Raw genomic sequence first — 17,722 nt, 5'->3', positions numbered from 1 at the left:
GGTTTGAGTAACGCCCGCATGGTATTGCCCCATTCGCTCTCGCGCCTGACGCGCGGGACGGCCTTGGCGTGCGTCCTTGCTTTACCTTTCATTTCTGTCGCAGCCCTGCCCTCACCCGCATTGGCTCAAGACGCTCTTGGCGCCAATTACCAAAGCGATCCGAATGCGCGCATGCTCCTGCAAGCCGACGAGCTTATCTATGATCGTGACGTCAATACCGTCACGGCTCAGGGGAAGGTGCGTATCGAGTATGACGGTAATCGCCTTGTCGCTGACAAGGTGACCTATAACCAGCAGACGCGGCGCATGACCGCGACGGGCAATGTCGAGGTCGTCGAACGCGACGGCAACAAGATCTACTCCGACCATATGGATGTCACCGACAGTTTCCGCGACGGCTTCGTAAACGGCCTGCGCGTCGAGACGACGGACAACACCCGGTTTGCGGCTGAAAGCGCCGAACGCAGCAATGGCGAGATCACGACGTTCAATAACGGCGTGTATACGGCCTGCGAACCCTGCGCGAAAAATCCGGACAAGCCTGTTCTCTGGCAGATCAAGGCGCGCAAGATCATCTGGAACAGCACGACCAAGACGGTCCGCTTCGAACATGGCCGCTTCGAATTCTTCGGCATGCCGCTTGCCTATTTCCCGGCGTTCGAGATGGCCGACCCGACGGTGAAGCGGAAGAGCGGCTTCCTGTTTCCGGGTTTCTCCTACAAGGATGACCTCGGCGTCGGCATCAAGAATTCTTATTTCTGGGCGCTCGCCCCGAACTACGATCTGACGCTGTCCACGACGGCCTACACCAAGCAGGGCTTCCTGACCGAAGCCGAATGGCGTCATCGTCTGGAAAACGGCACCTATAATCTTCGCATCGCGGGCATTCACCAGAACAAGCCTGAAGAATTCAGTGCAGTTTCCGTGGATCGTTACGAAGACAATCGCGGCATGGTCGCCTCGAAAGGCGATTTCAATCTCAATTCGCGCTGGCGCTTCGGCTGGGATGTGATGGCACAGACCGACCGCAACTTCAGCCGTACCTACGGTCTTGACGGCTATAGTGCGGAAACCCAGGTCTCGAAGATTTATCTTCAGGGAATTAACAACCGGAATTATTTCGACCTGAACTTCTATCGGTTCAACGTGCAGGAATCCCTTCTGGCGAATGATCCTAACGAGATGCACTCGAAGCAGCCGTGGGTTTTCCCGAGCCTTGATTATTCCTATACCTTGCCGGAACCGGTCTATGGCGGTGAACTGAACTTCAATACCAATCTGCAAGTTCTCTATCGCCAGAATGCGAATTATACGGTGAACCCTAGAAATGGTTTACCGTACTATGCGCGTGTTCCCGGCTTCGACGGAACCAATGCGCGCCTGACCACCGAAGCGGAATGGAAGCGCACGTTCATCACGCCGTCCGGCCTGGTTATCACGCCGTTGCTGGCGCTGCGCGGCGATGCGATTGGCGCGAATACGAACTTCAATCTGGCAGATGCCGGCTATACGGATGCGGTCGTGCGTTCGGAGGCATTGCGCGCCATGGCGACCGCCGGACTTGAACTGCGCTGGCCAATCCTGTTCTCGACCACCAGCTCGACCCACATTATCGAGCCGATCGCGCAGCTGTATATCCGCAACAACGAGCGCTATGCGGGTGAGTTGCCGAATGAAGACGCCCAGAGCTTCGTCTTCGACGCGACCAACCTGTTCTCGCGTGACAAGTTCTCCGGTTATGACCGTGTTGAAGGCGGCACACGCGCCAATCTCGGTCTGCGCTATTCGGGCAACTTCAACAATAGTGACTGGGCTCTTTATGCGCTCGGTGGCCAGTCGTTCCAGCTGGGCGGCGTGAACTCGTATGGCACGAGCGACTTCCTGAATGTCGGTGCAGACTCCGGCCTCCAGGACGCCCGTTCCGACTATGTGGCCATGATCGGCACGTCCAACTCAACGGGTCTTGCGCTCGCTGCTCGCGGACGCTTCGACAAGGACAGCTTCTCGGTTCGTCGCGGCGAGCTTGAAGCGCAGCAGAGCTGGCAGAAGCTGACGGTTTCCGCGCAATATGCCTACATCGCGCCTCAGCCTGCTTACGGATATAACGATCTCCGTCAGGAAGTTACCGGGTCGGCCACGGCACGCATCAATACGAACTGGCGCGTCTTCGGCTCCGGTACCTATGACCTGGTTTCCGAAACGCTGGTCCGCGCATCGTCGGGCCTTGCCTATGACGATGAGTGCTTCACCTACTCCATGGCATACGTCCAGACCCGTAATCCGGGCGACGACAAGCCATCCCATAGCGTCGGCTTCAACATTTCGCTGCGCACATTGGGTGATATAGGCAGCGGTAACCAAACATTCTAAACTTGAGGGACCGGAAGCGTTGAAAATGCTTCCGGTCTTTCCATTTCATTTGATAAAGAAATTTGCGCTTCAGAGCTTAAACCGGCGTCCTTTTTGCAGTATTCAGAGCGAAGCAAGCTTCGCAAAATAACTTTTGGGTCATTGTTTCGCCGCACTAGCTCATCTATACAGGCAGCTTATGATCAGCCGCTGATATGGTTTTTGCTCGGCTGGATAGCGGCAATGACCATGATGGGATATGTCCGGTAAGGATTGTCGTTCGTCGACCGGAAGGAATCGGGAAAGAAAGATGATGATTGCAAGACCTCTCTTCGCCTCCATGCTGAGCGCCGCAGTCTGCCTGACGACGCTTGGGACGGCTGCAGTTCCGGCATTTGCGGCCGGTGCAGGTTCTGAGGTCAAGGTCATCGTCTCCGGCAATGCCATCACCAATAGCGATATTCAGCATCGCATGGCCTTTTTGAAGTTGCAGCGCAAGGGCGGCAATCTCGCCCAGGTCGCAAAGCAAGAGCTGACCGACGAAATGTTGAAGCGCATCGAAATGAAATCGCGCGGCATCAACATTTCGGATCAGCAGGTCGATGAAGCCTATGCCGGGTTTGCCACCCGCAACAAGATGAGCCTGGCGCAGCTGAACCAGTTGATGAACCAGTCAGGTGTTACGCCGGATCATTTCAAGAAGTACATCATGGTCCAGATGGGATGGGGCCGCCTCGTGAGTGCCCGGTTCCGTGCAACCGGCATGATCAGCGAACAGGAAGCCGTTCAGCGCATGTTGAAGGATGGCGGCAAGAAGCCTGTGGCAACCGAATATCGCCTGCAGCAGGTCATTTTCGTGGTGCCGGCCTCCAAGCGCTCTCCCGCCCTGCTCGGCAAGCGCAAGCAGGAAGCCAATGCGCTCCGCTCGCGCTTTCAGAACTGCGACGCCACCCGCCAGCAGGCCAAGGGCATTCTTGACGTGACCGTTCGCGATCTTGGCCGCATCATCGAACAGCAATTGCCAAACGAGTGGGCGAAAGCGGTCAAGTCCACTTCGGTCGGCGGCACCACCCCGCCACAGGAAACCGAAAAGGGTGTTGAATTCCTGGCTGTCTGCTCAACCCGGCAGGTATCCGACGATCGCGTTGCCCAGCTGGTTTTCTCCATGGAAGGGGCGGATTCCGCTGCCGGACAGGAAAAGAAGGCCGAGCAGCTCAGCGAGAAATATCTGGGCGAACTGCGCGAGAAGGCGAAAATCATCAATCGCTGACAGTTAGAGCGCGTTTCGGTCTGATTGAAGCAGGTCGGCGCTTTGTTTTAGGCGTATCTTTTTCCGAGATTGGGTTCCCACGTTTCGGAATACGCTCTGGACGGTTTCATTCCGCATTCATTGGTGTATTGACGCGATGTCCGCTGCTCCTCTTCCCCCTCTCGCCATGAGCATTGGCGACCCCTCCGGCATCGGCCCTGATGTTGCGCTTGCGGCCTGGCTGCGGCGCGACGAGCTTTTGCTGCCGCCCTTCGCCTTGCTGGCAGACCCGCAGCAACTGGCCGCACGCGCGCGACATCTCGGGCTCGAAGTCGAGATTGAGGTCATTCCCTCCATCGCTGCCGCAAACCACGTTTTTGCGCACGCTTTGCCGGTGCTCCCGCTCACCCACAAGCTGACGGACAGCGTGGGCAAGCCTTTGCCGGAAAACGCATCCGGCATTATTGAAGCCATTGAGCGGGCAGTGGAACTCACTTTGAAAGGCGAGGCTTCGGCAGTGGTTACCTGCCCGATTTCCAAGAAGCCGCTTTACGAAGCCGGGTTTCGGCATCCCGGCCATACGGAATTTCTGGCGGAACTTGCCAGCAAGCACACGGGCAATCATCTGGGCAAGCCGGTAACGCCGGTCATGATGCTGGCTGGTCCGCAACTTCGCGCCGTTCCGGTCACCATCCATATCCCGCTTTCAGAAGTGCCTGTTCGGTTGCGCACTGCCGATATTATCGAAGTTTCGCGGATTACCGCCATCGAATTGCGAGAACGCTTCGGCATTCCCGAACCGCGTCTGGCCATATCCGGCCTCAACCCGCATGCGGGCGAAGGCGGAGCCATGGGCAAGGAGGATGAGGCGATCATTCTGCCCGCAATCGAGGCGTTGCGCGAGGAAGGCATAAATGCACGCGGTCCCCTGCCCGCCGATACGATGTTTCATGCACCGGCCCGCGCAACCTATGATGCGGCGGTGTGCATGTATCACGATCAGGCTCTCATCCCTGCCAAGGCGCTCGCATTCGATGAGACCGTGAATGTCACGCTCGGACTGCCCTTCATTCGCACATCGCCAGATCATGGCACAGCATTCGATATTGCGGGCCAGGGCATCGCCCGTCCGGACAGCCTTGTGGCTGCCGTTCGCCTCGCACGGCAATTGGCAGAAAATGCAGCGAACGGAAACGCATGAGCATAGATAACCTTCCTCCGTTGCGTGAAGTGATCGAACGGCACGATCTGATGCCGAAGAAATCACTCGGCCAGAACTTCCTTTTCGACCTCAACCTGACGTCGAAGATCGCCCGTCAGTCGGGTAATCTTGCCGATCAGCCCGTCATTGAAGTCGGCCCCGGCCCCGGCGGGTTGACCCGCGCTCTTCTGGCGCAAGGCGCCTATGTCACCGCAATCGAGCGCGACGAGCGCTGCCTTGATGCTCTGGCCGAAATCGAGGCGCATTATCCGGGCCGCCTGCGCGTCATTTCCGGCGACGCTCTCGAACAGGATTTTCAGGCCTTGTTTCCCGATGGGCCGAAGCCGCGCATCGTCGCAAACCTGCCCTATAATGTCGGCACACAGCTGCTGGTCAACTGGCTGCTCACGGAGCCCTGGCCACCATTCTATTCATCGATGACCCTGATGTTCCAGCGCGAGGTCGCCGAGCGTATCGTGGCTGCGCCCGGCAGCGATCATTACGGACGTCTGGGTGTGCTTGCGGGCTGGAGAACCATGTCGAAGATCAGCTTCGACGTGCCGCCGCAGGCCTTTACGCCGCCGCCGAAGGTCATGTCGTCGGTCGTCCATATCGTTCCGCGCGAAGATCCGCTGCCCTGCGACGCGACTGCCCTCGGGCGGATCACACAGGCTGCTTTCGGGCAGCGCCGCAAGATGTTGCGGCAAAGCCTCAAGCCGGTGGGCGGCGCAGCACTGCTGGAGAAGACCGGCATCGACGGAACGCGGCGCGCGGAAACGCTCAGCGTCGAAGAATTTGTCGCTCTGGCAAATGCCTATCGCCCGATCGGGTAATCAGTGATGGCGGCTGCCCTTCCCGGAAGCCGTTTTCGTGGCTTCGGGCATCTTCGGGATAACCGGCAGCTTCATTTCGTTGACGATCTGGCCGACATGATCGATTTCTTCGCGGAAGCTGCTGAGTGACGAGCCCGTCAGTTTTTCACCCGCGTTGAGCCGAGCCGTCAGCGGATCGACATACTGATCGCCAACCTTGAGCTCATAGTAGAGATGCGGGCCGGTTGAGTAGCCCGTCGAGCCGACATAGGCGATCACCTCTCCCTGTTTGACGTGATCGCCGGCTTTCAAACCTTTTCTGGCCGAAGAGACATGGGCATAGGTCGTGCTGTAACCGCCCTGATGGCGGATGCGGACATATTTTCCGTAGCCTTTCTCGTAGGACACCAGTTCGACCACGCCATCGCCAGCTGCAACGATTGGCGAGCCGATCGGCGCGTCGTAATCGACGCCGTTATGGTGCTTGCGGACATGCAGGACTGGATGGACGCGCCAGCCAAAACCATCATTGAGACGGCCATTCGGCAATGGCTTCTGCATGAGATATTTCGTCATGGACGAACCGTCCTCATTGAAATAGTCCGCACCATTGCCGCCTTCGTGGCGGTACAGGCGGCGGCTTTTTCCGCCGGTCGTGAACTCGACAAAAACCAGTTCGGGTTCTGTCTCGGCGCTCCTGCGGAACAGCAAGTCGATCAGGTCCGGCTTTCTGACGCCGTCCAGCGCAATGCCGTTCTGCGAAGCCAGCTTCTCAACCTCACCAACGATCACTTTCGGCGCGCCTGCCTGCTCCAGTCGCGCCGGAATTGAGCCGCTGTTGCCGAATGCACTTTGCGGGCGATAGGCGGTGAGCATCGCATCCCGCGACAGGCGGGCAAAGAGGCGTTCATCGCCTGTGGCGCGGAACATGCCATCATCGGCGCGGCCATAGATAGCCTTGCTGAAATCGCCGTGTTCGAAGCGCGCAAGCGCTATGTGTTGTTCTCCATCGGGGCGCTGTCTGGATTTATCGACCAGCAGTTCGAGGTTGTCGCCGGGCACGAGTTCCGTGCGCGCCAAGGCTTCTTCAAGACGCTTGCTGTCCTCAACTGCGATACCGGCCGCTTGCAGCAATGCACCCAAGCGCTCACGCGACTGCGGCGCAACGATGATCTCGTGAACCTTCGCCCCAGTAGCGGAAGCCGGTTTGGCGAGGCTGACATTGATGGGAACGCCGCGCTCCAGTTCCTCCTCAGGCCGTTTCGACAGGGATTTCTGTGCCGAAATCCCGCCGCGCAGCGTGTCGTCGGCTCCGGCCCGCTGCGGCTCTTTAAGGTCGAGAACCACATGCTGATAGGTGTAAAGGCGCGCGTCGCCGTCCTCGACGCCCTCAGCGATATCGATACGGCGCGATATGGAGCTGGCCGGGTCGCCGATCACTGCCGGCGCCAGGCGCGCCTCCTTCGGCGCGGCGTGGCTGTGAACCAGCGTTGCAGGATTGACCATGACGGGCTGGGCAGCGTGGCCACGACGCACCAGCCGCCCCGTCGTGAACAGGAGCCCACCACCGGCGATGGCAGTGGCAGCCAACAGCGCCAGACAGAAGCGCATATGCGTATGGAGGGAGAAACGGACCTGCCGGAATGGCTTCAGGCTCTGGGGGGAAAGCGGCTCGCCCTTCAGGGCGGCGCCGAAGGCTGCAAGCTCACGCTCCGCCGTCGCAGCAACCTTTCTCTCGCTTGCTGGCGCTGACCAGAAGACCATACCGAAATTCTCCGTCGCGGATTATCGACGGAAGAAGGGCAAAGACCGCGGCTAAAATATGTCTTCCGGCAGGATATCCACCGGAAGAAAGGCCCATTTACGAATCGTGATGTTCAGCCCTTGGTCCGGCTGCGCCGATGCTCGACCAGCATCGACCAGGTATAGAGCGCCAGCCCCGCCCATATCAGGGCGAAAGCGCCAAGCTGGGCCATTGAAAACGGCTCGTGGAAGATGAAGATCGCAAAGAAAAACAACATCGTCGGCGTCATGTATTGCATGAGGCCCAGCGTCGTATAGCGCAGCAGCTTCGCACCGCCTGCATAAAGGATCAGCGGGATTGCCGTGAAAGGACCGGCCAAAAGCAGCATCGTCACATTGAAGGCCGGACCCGTAGAGAAATGGTCCTGACCATTTGCCGCCAGCCACAGCACATAGCCGAGGGCCGGAATGCACAGGATCAGCACTTCAAGGGTAAAGCCCTGGAGCGGCGCCATCGGCAGCGATTTGCGGAAGAACCCATAGAGACCGAATGTGAGCGGCAAGGCCAGGGAAACCCAGGGCAGACCACCGGCATTGACGGTGAGCAAGAGGACTGCCGCGAAAGCGAAACCGACAGCCACATACTGGACCCTTGTCAGCCGTTCGCCGAGAAACAGGCCGCCCAGAACGACATTGAACAGCGGATTGATATAGTAGCCGAGCGCCGCGCCCATCACCTGGTCGTGCGCGACCGCCCAGACATAAATCGACCAGTTGGCCGTGATGAGGGCGGCTGTCAAGGCAGCCATTGCAAGCATGCGCGGCTGGCGCACCGCGTTGAGAATGTCCCGGAACTGCCCAAGAGCGACCAGCAGGAGCAGCGCAACCGGCACCGACCAGATCACACGATGCGAGACGACTTCCATTGCCGGAATGTGGCCGAGAGCCTTGAGATAGAATGGCAGCGCGCCCCAGAGCCCATAGGCTGCCAGCGCCATCAGAAATCCGCGCGTACCGTCGGAAAGGCGCATATCGGTGATGGTCTGATCGGACATGCCTCTCTCCTCGTAAAAACAAAATGGCCCGCCTGCCGCAATCGGCAGGCGGATCACCATGGAACCGCTATGCGCTCAATGAATCATAAAATCCATTCAATTAAACTGATAAAAGCATCAAATCCCGTGAATAGATAAACTACTCGGCAGCGACCAGCCCGGCCATCGAACGGTTCTTCATCAGCTTGTAATTGACCGAGTCCATCAGCGCCTGGAAAGACGCGTCGATGATGTTGTCCGACACGCCGACCGTGCGCCAGCGGGCGCCGGTCGCATCTCCGGACTCGATCAGGACACGCGTGATAGCCGCCGTACCGCCATTGAGGATACGCACCTTGAAATCGACCAGCTCAAGATCCTCGATCTCGGCCTGAAAGCGCCCTAGATCCTTGCGCAACGCGATATCGAGCGCGTTGACCGGGCCATGCCCTTCCGCCACCGACATGCGAACCTCGCCATCGACCTCAACCTTGACCACGGCCTCGGATACGGTCTTCAACATGCCGTTGGCATCAAAACGCCGCTCGACAAGACAGCGGAAGGATTCGACCTTGAAGAATTCGGCCTGCGGATTGAGCATGTTGCGAGCGAGAAGCTCGAAACTGGCATCAGCGCCTTCATAGGCGTAGCCTTCCGCCTCGCGCTCCTTGACCAGCGCTATCAACGTATCGAGGCGCACATCGTCCTTCGCAACGCGAATACCCCGGCGCTCCAGTTCAGCAATGAAATTGGACTTTCCGCCCTGATCCGACACCATGACCCGGCGGCTGTTGCCGACCGATTCCGGCGGTATATGTTCATAGGTCTGCGGCTCCTTGAGCAGCGCCGACGCATGAATGCCCGCCTTGGTCGCGAAAGCCGAAGTGCCGGTATAAGGGGCCTGCTCCGTCGGCGGGCGGTTCAGTATATCGTCAAAGGCGCGCGAAATGCGCGTGATCCCCTTCAGCGCAGCCGGCTTGATGCCCAGTTCGAAACGCTCGGCCCAATAGGGCTTCAGCGCAAGTGTCGGGATCAGCGAAACGAGATTGGCATTGCCGCAGCGCTCCCCGATGCCGTTGAGCGTGCCCTGCACATGACGCACACCTGCGTCGATTGCGGCCAGCGAGACGGCAACCGCCTGTTCCGTATCGTTGTGCGCATGGATGCCCAGGCTTTCGCCCGGAACGACGGCCTTTACGGCAGCAATGATTTCGGCCACCTCCGATGGCTGCGTGCCGCCATTCGTATCGCACAGCACGATCCAGCGCGCCCCTGCGGAATAGGCTGCTTTGGCACAGGCAAGCGCATATTCGGGATTGGCCTTGTATCCGTCGAAGAAGTGCTCGCAATCGACCAGCGCTTCTCGCCCTGCCATGCGCGCCGCAGTCACCGAGGCCGTGATCGACTCCAGATTTTCTTCATTGGTGCAGCCGAGCGCAAGGCGCACATGATAGTCCCAGCTTTTGGCGACGAAGCAGACGGCATCGGCGGAAGCTTGCAACAGGCTGGAAAGGCCGGGATCATTGGAGGCAGAAACACCCGCACGCTTTGTCATGCCGAAGGCCGCAAATTTAGCACGCGTGGTCTGGCGATGCTTGAAGAAGGCCGTGTCGGTCGGGTTGGCACCCGGATAGCCACCTTCCACATAGTCGACGCCAAGCTCTTCAAGCAGCGCGACGATCGACTTCTTGTCCTCAACGGAAAAGTCGACGCCGGGCGTTTGCTGTCCATCCCGCAAGGTGGTGTCATAGATGTAGATGCGTTCGCGTGCCATTATTCTGCCCCCTGCATTCGGGCTGGACAGCAACCACCCGCTTCAATTTTTGTCCGTCCTCGCACGCTTCGCGGCTGCGGGCGGACGGGTGAGATTTGCTGTCCATCCCGCAAGGTGGTGTCGTAGATGTAGATGCGTTCGCGTGCCATTGTGCCTGCCTGTCGGTGGGTATGCGGTCCGGTCAACCTTGCTGTTGCGGCCAGCTTTCAGTGTCGTAATCGGGGTGCTGGTAGGAAATCATCGTTCTGACAAACTCGATGCTCTCCGGGTCGCGTTCCGTTATATAGCCGGGAAGACTTGCAAGCTTAGGCACATAGGGCAGCTGCTTCTCGATCCCCCATTGAATGGTTGGCTCGATCTCCTCCGGCGCGTCGAAAGCGCCGATGGCAAGCGCGATCCCGTCAGGTGCTTCATAGGTGAGCGGGGTGCCGCATTCAGGACAGAAGCCCCGCTGCACATGATTGGACGAGCGGAAGCGCTTCGGCTCGTTGCGCGTCCATTCCAGTCTGGCATTCCCCACTGAAACAAGCGGTGCATAGAAATTGCCGAAGGCCTTCTGGCACATGCGGCAGTGACAGATCGATGCAGAGCCCATCGCGCCATCGACGCGAAAGCGCACCGCGCCACATTGGCAACCGCCGGTATAGATCGGTTTGTTATCAAGCGTCATGTCGTCCTCCCTGCTTCAAAAGCTTGTTAAGCTACCACATCCCAGCTGGTTATGCGTTCGCCCGTTGCCGGGTCCTTGCCATCCTTGAGCTGAATGCCTTCCTTGAGCAGCTCGTCGCGAATGCGGTCCGCCTCGGCCCAATTCTTCTCATGAATGAAGCGAAGGCGGTCGGCGATACGGGCTTCGATAGCTTCGCTATCCACGTCTGCCTTTGCAAAGACCGGGATGTCTTCAGCCGAAACGAAATGCGGATCGAACAGGCCCAAGAGCGCCATGCCCTCGCCCAAACCCGCAACGTCCTTCGCCTTGAACGCCTTGCGCAAAGCCGTGATCGCCGTCCAGCTGTTCAGGTCGTCGGACAGGGCTTCCACCACCTCGCCAACTGCGGTGAGCGTTTCCGGCAGGGTGAAATTCCTGTCGCGCAGCAGGCCATACCAGCGGTGCAGCTCGTCGGCGGATTCCGCCAGACGCTGCGCCGTCCAGTTGATCGGCTCGCGATAATGCGTCTGCAACATCGACAGGCGCGCCGCCAGGCCCACCCAACGGTCACGCGCATCAACATCATCCCAGACACCCAGTTGCGGTAGCCCTTCGTTCAGCACATCGCGAATGGTGATGAAATTGCCAAGCGATTTCGACATCTTCTGCCCTTCGACTTGCAGGAAGCCGTTATGCATCCAGATGCTTGCCATCCGCTCCGTGCCGAACGCGCAGCATGATTGCGCGATTTCGTTCTCGTGATGCGGAAAGACGAGATCGATGCCGCCGCCATGAATGTCGAACTGGTTCTTCAGCGGATCGTCGCATTTGAGGCCACCGCCAAACGGCTCAAGCAGCTTTGCCATCGACATGGCCGAGCACTCGATATGCCAGCCCGGACGGCCCAGCACCTCGATCCCTGCTGGCGAAGGCCAACCCGGTTCGCCCTCCTTCGACGGCTTCCACAGGACGAAATCCATTTCGTCGCGCTTGTAGGATGCGACGTCCACGCGGGCGCCCGCCAGCATCTCGTCCAGCGAGCGGTGGGCGAGCGCGCCATAGCGCGGCCCCTTTCGCTCGTTCATGGCGGAAGGAGAGAAGAGAACATGATCCTCGGCCACATAGGCCACACCGAGCTTCACCAGACGATCGATCATGGCGCGCATCTCGTCCATATGCTCGGTCGCCCGCGGCTGAACGCTTGGCGCCAGATTGCCGAGCGCCGTCACATCCGCCTGAAACTGCGCATTGGTGCTTTCCGTCACCCGGCGGATTGCCTCGTTGAACGGCAGATCGGGATAATCACGCGCGGCGCGGGCATTGATCTTGTCATCCACGTCGGTGATGTTGCGCGCATAGGTGACATGATCCGCGCCATAGACATGACGCAGCAGGCGAAACAGCACGTCAAAGACGATCACCGGACGGGCATTGCCGATATGCGCGAAGTCATAAACCGTGGGACCGCAGACATACATGCGCACATTGTCGGCATCGATAGGGGAAAACTCCTCCTTCGTGCGGGTCAGCGTGTTGTACAGACGCAAGTTTGGCGCATGAGCCATCGTAAATATTCCCCAGGAAGACCATTGAAATAAGTGCGCAACTGAGCGCAGCCATCTGGCCGGGGCGTTATCATCCAATTTTTATGAAAGGGAGACGAAAACGGCCGGGCCAGCAAGCTGCTAGCCAATAATAATCGCACAAATACAAATGATCGTGGTCGGCGTTTTCATAGTCGCACTTATCCTCAGCGGGAGTGCTCCCGTCAAGAACTTTCGCCATGTGCCTGAGAGTTTAACCAGATCGCCGGGAATGTTGTATTTTTGCAACCCGCGAACGTCCCTTCCCGCATTAACCGGAAAACCCCAAAACCGGCTCCAAACAGCCTTCATTCGGTCTCAATCAATCACAAAATGGTGATCAGGCATTATGAAAGGAAGGACCAATGTCTAAGAATGAACTGCAACCCCGCCAAGACCGACTCGTTGATAAATACCGCGAGATCGGGCCTGCCGTGCTTGTTGCAGCATTGCTGAACGCAACACGGCGCACGACCGACGGCCGTAACGACAATCGCCGTCGCTCCATTCTCGCCGTCAAGAAGACCGGCTGAACAGTCTGACATCGTTCAGCGCCGAGCTTCACAGGCGCGACGAGAAGAGACAGCGGATTCGTAGAAACCAGCGCCAGTCCGGGAGACTGGCGACACGCTCAGAACATCGAAAGCTGCCCGCCATCACCGTCATCGGATCCGGGCTTGCTTTTCCGCTTCGGCTTTGCATTCTCCGAGGAAACCTGTTCCTCGATACGCTCCTGCAAGTCGGGCGTTGTGTTGGCCACCTTGTTGACCTTGTCCGACACGGGAATGGCTTCAAAGAAATCATCCTGAGCCGGACGCATGATATCCGCCACTTCGCGCGGCGGGAAGCGCTTGCAGTCCAGCCAGCGGGCAAAATCTTCCGGCTGCACGACAACGGGCATTCGTTCATGGATCGGACGCAACAGGCTGTTTGCGCTCGTGGTCAATATGCCGCCGGTATCGATCTGCGACCCGTCCCCACTGCTCCATGTCTCGATCAAGCCGCCGAAAGCCACGATGCCGCCCATGCGCGGGCGCACCCAGTAAGCTTGCGCCTTGTTCTTCCCCTCGCGACGCCATTCGTAGAAACCCGAGGCCGGGATCAAAACACGCCGGTGGTTCAAGGCAGCGCGAAACGAATTTTTCTCGCCAGCCGTTTCGGAGCGGATATTGAACATCAGCGGCCAGTCGTTGGGGTCCTTGACCCATGACGGAACGAACCCCCAACGCACCAGCAGACCGACGCGATCCGGCCTGTTGCTGCCTGGCGGGGGCGTTTCGCCATCCAGAATAGTCAATATGGGCTGCGTCGGCGCGATGTTATATCGTGGAGGAAAGTCCTCTGCGATCAATGCGGCCACGAAGGCTTCCAGCTCTTCCCGGCTTGCAGTCAATGAAAAACGTCCACACATAGTGGGCATGTTCAAGCTTTTTGGTGAGCGGTCAAGGGGCGCTTTGCCATTGCCAACCAGTGTCTGCACGATCATAGCTAGGGCATGATGAAAACAGTTCCCGTATTTCCGATTCCCGCCAAGGTTCATGGTGTGTCGCTGATCTGCCGGCGCGAGAGGCGCTTTCTTCTGGTCGAGCGGGGGAAAGAGCCATGGAAGGGCTGGCTTGCTTTTCCGGGCGGCAGCATTGAACCGGGTGAAACCCCGGAACAGGCCGCGATCCGCGAACTCAAGGAAGAAACGGCGCTCGATGCGCGGGAACTGTCCCACGTCATTACCGTCGATCTCGCCCTCGAAGGCCAGGCATATGACAGAAGCTATTACCTGTCCGTCTTCCGGGCCAAGGTGGTTTCCGGTCGGGAAACAGCCGGAGACGATGCCGCCTCCATTCACTGGCTGACGATAGAAGAAATGACGACCGCAAAAGTGACGGACAGTACGCTCGATGTCGCCCGGTCGGTGGCGGAGGCTGAAGACGAACGCTCGGATATTAATCCTGTTTAGCGATCTGCCTTGAAGAGGCCCCTATTTATAGCAATAGCTCATTTCCAAGTGAGAGGTTTTCGATTGAAAAGCATTCCGTTTTTTCGACCGGCTGCCTGCTTCTCGATTGCTTTATGGGTCGGGGCGGCATTTCCGGCTTTCGCTCAGGACGCGCCCTATGGAGGGAAGATGTTGCGGCTCGCCGAAATTCTCGGCTCGCTTCACTATCTGCGCAATCTGTGCGGTGAGGCGGGCAGCGAATGGCGCGACCGGATGGATGCGATCGTGACGGCGGAAAAGCCTTCCGAAGCCGAAAGGGTACGCCTCATTTCGAGCTTCAACCAGGGCTACCGCGTGTTCAGCGACAACTATACCCGCTGCACCCCTTCGGCGCTTGCGGCGATAGACCGCTACATGAAGGAAGGCGAGGCCTTGTCGAACGAGATCGTCTCGCGCTATGGAAATTAACCAATCATTCACTCTTGTGCGGATTGACAGGATTAGTTCGTTCAAATCCGTGATAATCTGTTAACACTGTCTTAAGAAGGCAGTCACGTTGCCAGGTGGTTGAGCTCCCGCAAAACGGTGAGACACCGACAGAGCAATAGAAAGGCGAAAGCCAGGATGAAGTCTATGGAACATGCACCGGCCGATCTGGACGAAATGATCGCGCGCGAGAAGAAGCTCGTCGCAATCGAATATCATAACGAGGCCTGGGCAGACGGTATCTCTGAAGGTATCGAACCGGAAATCCTTGCCGAAGCAGCCTTTGCAACTGCGCTCACCGAGTTGATCCGTGAAGCAGGCGACGACTGTGCGCTGGAACTGATCGAAAAAATGCGCGAACAGATCGTGGCGGGAACCTTCCTGCCGCAGCGCATTCTTCAATAGCACCGAAAGAACGCCGGTCGCGGGACCAGACCGGCGCAGCAGTTCCCTCCCGGCGTCCCTCTTCTTGCGCCAAATGTCATTCCCGATCAGGAACTCCGCTTCGCCCCGAATTTTATTGGCCGGGATAATCCTTGCCTGTGGCATCGCCTTGCCCGCAACTGCGTCGAACTCTTTTGACGTCGCACTGGTGGATCAGTCGGAATTCCTGCAACGCCCCGGCACCCGCGCGGTTGCCGACGAAAGTGACGGCGCCTCGGCCATTCCCCTCCCCGGTGCGCTTCCGCGTGCGGTGCCAAGGGTATCGCCGGACTACGTGCCTGCCGCAGCTGCCTCCAAGCCTATGCCGGAAATCCACCGGGATTTCGACAAGCTCCCGGAGCCCGTGAAGCTGATGCGGGAGCGCATGTTGCAAGCCGCCCGTTCCGGCGACATCGAGCAATTGCGTCCGCTTCTCGGCGTCGAGGACAAGGCCACCCAACTGTCGCTGGAGGATCACGAGGAAGACGTTATCGATTTCCTCAAATCGCTTTCGGGCGACGAGGCAGGCCGCGAGGTGCTGGCCATCATCGTCGATCTGCTGAACACAGGCTATGTGCATCTGAATGCAGGCAAGGACGATGAAGTCTATGTCTGGCCCTATTTCTACGCCATGCCTCTCGACAGGCTGACGCCGCCGCAGATCGTTGAGCTTTTCCAGATCGTCACCGCGGGTGATTTCGAGGATATGAAGAAAGCTGGCGGCTATATCTTCTACAGCATCGGCATCGGGCCTGATGGGAGCTGGCGTTTTTTCACTGCTGGCGAATAATCAGGCTGGAAGACGAACCCTGCTCGGCGGCTCGTTGTAGATGCGCTGCCAGACCCGGCGAAACTGCCGTGCAGAAGCAAAGCCCGCCTTTGTCGCAACATTCTCAATATCCAGTTCCGAATTGAGAAGTATTTCGCGGGCGAGACTGATCTTGAGCCGGTTGACATAATCCGTCACCGTCATTCCGGCATATTCGTTGAAAAGCCGCGAAAAATTGCGCGGGCTGGCCCCGCCGATATGTGCCAGCCTTTCCACCGACCAATCCGCTGCGGGATCATGCGCGATGGCATCCTGTGCGCGGTGCACGACAGGGTTCAGGTGATTTCGTCCCTCAAGCCAGGGTGATAGCTGCGGGTCGTTGCCGCTGCGCCGCAAGTAAACGACCAGATAGCGCGCGACGGCCAGCGCCGTGGCGTGATCGGTCAGTCCGGCAACTATGTGCAGCATGAGGTCGATGCCTGCGGTGATGCCCGCGCTCGTCAGCCGCTCGCCATCTTCCACGAAGAGCCTGTTTTCATAAACATGTGCTGCCGGGGCCAGCTTCTCAAGCTCACCGATCGTCAGGTGGTGGGTGGTGCAGGAATAACCGTCGAGCAGCCCGGCGCGCGCGGCCAGCAGCGCACCGGAGCAGATCGTTGCCAGCCGCACGCCCGGACGAACAGCGCGGCGAAGCCATAGAACGATCTCATTTTCCAGAGCCGCATCGGCGGATCGATCGATCTCCGCATTTCCGAGCGGAACATCAGCCGCGCCTGAAACAACAAGCAGAGCACCTTTCGGCAGCTCTTCGGGCAAGGGTTCTACCCCAGCCACCGGCAGGCCGATGGAACTGATCGCAGTTGGCGCAGGCCCGACATAGTGAACGTCGAACCGCACCTTGTTCTGTTCAAGATTTGCCTTGCGCAAAACCTCAAGCGGTCCCGCCACGTCGAGCAGAAGCACACGTGGCGGAATGACGACATAAACCGGGATCATCCGGGTAATGTCCGCTTGATTACTCATGCCGCCTTCCGTTCTCGGGGCGCAGCGAGTGCCTGTTCCACGGTTACGATACGGGCAAAGCGATTGGCCAGCACAAGCTCGGTGCGGGCCCTGATTTCAGCAGCGCTCCACTCACGGCCAGTTGCGTCCGTCATCGGGAAGGTCAATGTCGCTTCGCTGACGAAATCGACATCATATCCAAAATCCGATGCCTGCCGCGTTGTGGTCTCGCAGCACTGCTCGGTGCGAATGCCGGAGACCAGAACACGGCGGATGCCATTGGCGACCAGCCAGACGTCAAGCCCGCTTCCGACCAGCGCGCTGTGGCGACGCTTGCGGAAAACCGCATCAGGTTCAATCGATAGCGGCGAAATTGCCTTCACCAGACCCGAGGCTTCCGAGAACGGCCCTTCGTTCTCGACATGAAAAATCTGAACCACCGGAATACCGGCACGTTTAGCACCGGTGATCAGAGCCTGCTGGCGCTCGATATAGGCACCAACCTCTTCGTCCCGGTAATAAGGCCGATGGCGAAACGACTCCTGAGCGTCGATAACCAGCAGAGCTGTATTGTGAGCGGACATTTTTGTTCTCCCTATGAAAAGACTATAGGGAGAGAATATGCCTTGCAACCGGGACCGAAAGTCACCTTGCGGACAAAGAGAGGACAAATCACGCCAATTTTTTCCCGAAGAAAAACCGCCTTTTGACGCTC

Annotated in this window: 17 protein-coding genes; 9 read left to right on the top strand and 8 right to left on the bottom strand. The window is 58.5% G+C overall.

The window, feature by feature from the left end; all coding sequences use genetic code 11:
• Positions 1 to 18 precede the first annotated feature (18 nt).
• The 4 genes from J9800_RS13970 (at position 19) to rsmA (ending at position 5,632) form a co-directional block, all read left to right on the top strand.
• Positions 19 to 2,370, top strand: a complete 2,352-nt coding sequence (locus tag J9800_RS13970) for an LPS-assembly protein LptD (RefSeq protein ID WP_114215753.1) — start codon at positions 19 to 21, stop codon at positions 2,368 to 2,370.
• Positions 2,371 to 2,659: 289 nt separating this feature from the next.
• Positions 2,660 to 3,619, top strand: a complete 960-nt coding sequence (locus J9800_RS13965) for a peptidylprolyl isomerase (protein ID WP_114215754.1) — start codon at positions 2,660 to 2,662, stop codon at positions 3,617 to 3,619.
• Between the two features lie 136 nt (positions 3,620 to 3,755).
• Positions 3,756 to 4,799 (top strand): 4-hydroxythreonine-4-phosphate dehydrogenase PdxA, encoded by a 1,044-nt coding sequence (gene pdxA, locus J9800_RS13960; RefSeq protein WP_114215755.1) that lies wholly within the window; start codon positions 3,756 to 3,758, stop codon positions 4,797 to 4,799.
• The gene (gene rsmA / locus J9800_RS13955; RefSeq protein WP_114215756.1) at positions 4,796 to 5,632 is read left to right on the top strand and encodes a 16S rRNA (adenine(1518)-N(6)/adenine(1519)-N(6))-dimethyltransferase RsmA; all 837 of its coding nucleotides are present in this window, start codon (positions 4,796 to 4,798) and stop codon (positions 5,630 to 5,632) included. The genes pdxA and rsmA overlap by 4 nt, the downstream gene beginning before the upstream one ends.
• On the opposite strand, the gene J9800_RS13950 is transcribed toward rsmA, so the two are convergent.
• The 5 genes from J9800_RS13950 to cysS all read right to left on the bottom strand — a co-directional run bounded on the left by J9800_RS13950 (position 5,633) and on the right by cysS (position 12,376).
• The gene (locus J9800_RS13950; protein WP_114215757.1) at positions 5,633 to 7,375 is read right to left on the bottom strand and encodes a M23 family metallopeptidase; all 1,743 of its coding nucleotides are present in this window, start codon (positions 7,373 to 7,375) and stop codon (positions 5,633 to 5,635) included.
• 113 nt (positions 7,376 to 7,488) lie between these two features.
• Entirely contained in the window at positions 7,489 to 8,409 is a 921-nt protein-coding gene (rarD, locus tag J9800_RS13945; RefSeq protein WP_114215758.1) for an EamA family transporter RarD, read from the bottom strand.
• A 139-nt stretch (positions 8,410 to 8,548) separates the two neighbouring features.
• The gene (gene cimA / locus J9800_RS13940) at positions 8,549 to 10,162 is read right to left on the bottom strand and encodes a citramalate synthase (RefSeq protein WP_114215759.1); all 1,614 of its coding nucleotides are present in this window, start codon (positions 10,160 to 10,162) and stop codon (positions 8,549 to 8,551) included.
• A 181-nt stretch (positions 10,163 to 10,343) separates the two neighbouring features.
• Positions 10,344 to 10,832, bottom strand: coding sequence for a GFA family protein (locus tag J9800_RS13935; RefSeq protein ID WP_112592102.1), 489 nt, complete (start codon positions 10,830 to 10,832; stop codon positions 10,344 to 10,346).
• A gap of 26 nt (positions 10,833 to 10,858) precedes the next feature.
• Complete coding sequence (gene cysS / locus J9800_RS13930; RefSeq protein WP_210845855.1) at positions 10,859 to 12,376, bottom strand: cysteine--tRNA ligase; 1,518 nt, start codon at positions 12,374 to 12,376, stop codon at positions 10,859 to 10,861.
• A gap of 383 nt (positions 12,377 to 12,759) precedes the next feature.
• Here cysS and J9800_RS13925 point away from each other — a divergent pair, with 383 nt between their 5' ends.
• Positions 12,760 to 12,927, top strand: coding sequence for a hydrolase (locus tag J9800_RS13925; protein WP_112592107.1), 168 nt, complete (start codon positions 12,760 to 12,762; stop codon positions 12,925 to 12,927).
• A gap of 98 nt (positions 12,928 to 13,025) precedes the next feature.
• On the opposite strand, the gene J9800_RS13920 is transcribed toward J9800_RS13925, so the two are convergent.
• Positions 13,026 to 13,805, bottom strand: coding sequence for an SOS response-associated peptidase (locus J9800_RS13920; RefSeq protein ID WP_114215783.1), 780 nt, complete (start codon positions 13,803 to 13,805; stop codon positions 13,026 to 13,028).
• A gap of 87 nt (positions 13,806 to 13,892) precedes the next feature.
• Between J9800_RS13920 and J9800_RS13915 the strand changes: the two genes are divergently transcribed.
• The 4 genes from J9800_RS13915 to J9800_RS13900 all read left to right on the top strand — a co-directional run bounded on the left by J9800_RS13915 (position 13,893) and on the right by J9800_RS13900 (position 16,026).
• On the top strand, positions 13,893 to 14,348 hold the full coding sequence (locus J9800_RS13915; protein WP_205315920.1) for an NUDIX hydrolase: 456 nt from the start codon (positions 13,893 to 13,895) through the stop codon (positions 14,346 to 14,348).
• A gap of 72 nt (positions 14,349 to 14,420) precedes the next feature.
• Positions 14,421 to 14,795 carry a TIGR02301 family protein gene (locus J9800_RS13910; RefSeq protein WP_502696721.1) on the top strand — a complete coding sequence of 125 codons (375 nt, stop codon included), beginning with the start codon at positions 14,421 to 14,423 and terminating at the stop codon, positions 14,793 to 14,795.
• Positions 14,796 to 14,960: 165 nt separating this feature from the next.
• Complete coding sequence (locus J9800_RS13905; protein ID WP_205315918.1) at positions 14,961 to 15,218, top strand: hypothetical protein; 258 nt, start codon at positions 14,961 to 14,963, stop codon at positions 15,216 to 15,218.
• 73 nt (positions 15,219 to 15,291) lie between these two features.
• The gene (locus J9800_RS13900; protein ID WP_114215764.1) at positions 15,292 to 16,026 is read left to right on the top strand and encodes a hypothetical protein; all 735 of its coding nucleotides are present in this window, start codon (positions 15,292 to 15,294) and stop codon (positions 16,024 to 16,026) included.
• Here the strand turns inward: J9800_RS13900 and J9800_RS13895 are convergent, their stop codons facing one another.
• Complete coding sequence (locus J9800_RS13895; protein WP_114215765.1) at positions 16,027 to 17,028, bottom strand: GlxA family transcriptional regulator; 1,002 nt, start codon at positions 17,026 to 17,028, stop codon at positions 16,027 to 16,029.
• Complete coding sequence (locus tag J9800_RS13890; RefSeq protein ID WP_114215766.1) at positions 17,025 to 17,591, bottom strand: isochorismatase family protein; 567 nt, start codon at positions 17,589 to 17,591, stop codon at positions 17,025 to 17,027. Before J9800_RS13890 ends, J9800_RS13895 begins: the two co-directional genes overlap by 4 nt.
• Positions 17,592 to 17,722: the final 131 nt, after the last annotated feature.

This window comes from Ochrobactrum sp. AP1BH01-1 (assembly GCF_018066705.1).
Taxonomy (GTDB): Bacteria; Pseudomonadota; Alphaproteobacteria; order Rhizobiales; family Rhizobiaceae; genus Brucella.
Note: the sequence above shows the minus strand (reverse complement) of the source record. Positions and strands in the feature narration are given on the sequence as shown.

What these genes read in the sequence shown, in the direction of transcription:
- J9800_RS13970 (WP_114215753.1), top strand. Translation starts at nt 19, where the DNA reads ATGGTATTGCCCCATTCGCTCTCGCGCCTGACGCGCGGGACGGCCTTG.
- J9800_RS13965 (WP_114215754.1), top strand. Translation starts at nt 2,660, where the DNA reads ATGATGATTGCAAGACCTCTCTTCGCCTCCATGCTGAGCGCCGCAGTC.
- pdxA (WP_114215755.1), top strand. Translation starts at nt 3,756, where the DNA reads ATGTCCGCTGCTCCTCTTCCCCCTCTCGCCATGAGCATTGGCGACCCC.
- rsmA (WP_114215756.1), top strand. Translation starts at nt 4,796, where the DNA reads ATGAGCATAGATAACCTTCCTCCGTTGCGTGAAGTGATCGAACGGCAC.
- J9800_RS13950 (WP_114215757.1), bottom strand. Translation starts at nt 7,375, where the DNA reads ATGGTCTTCTGGTCAGCGCCAGCAAGCGAGAGAAAGGTTGCTGCGACG.
- rarD (WP_114215758.1), bottom strand. Translation starts at nt 8,409, where the DNA reads ATGTCCGATCAGACCATCACCGATATGCGCCTTTCCGACGGTACGCGC.
- cimA (WP_114215759.1), bottom strand. Translation starts at nt 10,162, where the DNA reads ATGGCACGCGAACGCATCTACATCTATGACACCACCTTGCGGGATGGA.
- J9800_RS13935 (WP_112592102.1), bottom strand. Translation starts at nt 10,832, where the DNA reads ATGACGCTTGATAACAAACCGATCTATACCGGCGGTTGCCAATGTGGC.
- cysS (WP_210845855.1), bottom strand. Translation starts at nt 12,376, where the DNA reads ATGGCTCATGCGCCAAACTTGCGTCTGTACAACACGCTGACCCGCACG.
- J9800_RS13925 (WP_112592107.1), top strand. Translation starts at nt 12,760, where the DNA reads ATGTCTAAGAATGAACTGCAACCCCGCCAAGACCGACTCGTTGATAAA.
- J9800_RS13920 (WP_114215783.1), bottom strand. Translation starts at nt 13,805, where the DNA reads ATGTGTGGACGTTTTTCATTGACTGCAAGCCGGGAAGAGCTGGAAGCC.
- J9800_RS13915 (WP_205315920.1), top strand. Translation starts at nt 13,893, where the DNA reads ATGAAAACAGTTCCCGTATTTCCGATTCCCGCCAAGGTTCATGGTGTG.
- J9800_RS13905 (WP_205315918.1), top strand. Translation starts at nt 14,961, where the DNA reads ATGGAACATGCACCGGCCGATCTGGACGAAATGATCGCGCGCGAGAAG.
- J9800_RS13900 (WP_114215764.1), top strand. Translation starts at nt 15,292, where the DNA reads ATGTCATTCCCGATCAGGAACTCCGCTTCGCCCCGAATTTTATTGGCC.
- J9800_RS13895 (WP_114215765.1), bottom strand. Translation starts at nt 17,028, where the DNA reads ATGAGTAATCAAGCGGACATTACCCGGATGATCCCGGTTTATGTCGTC.
- J9800_RS13890 (WP_114215766.1), bottom strand. Translation starts at nt 17,591, where the DNA reads ATGTCCGCTCACAATACAGCTCTGCTGGTTATCGACGCTCAGGAGTCG.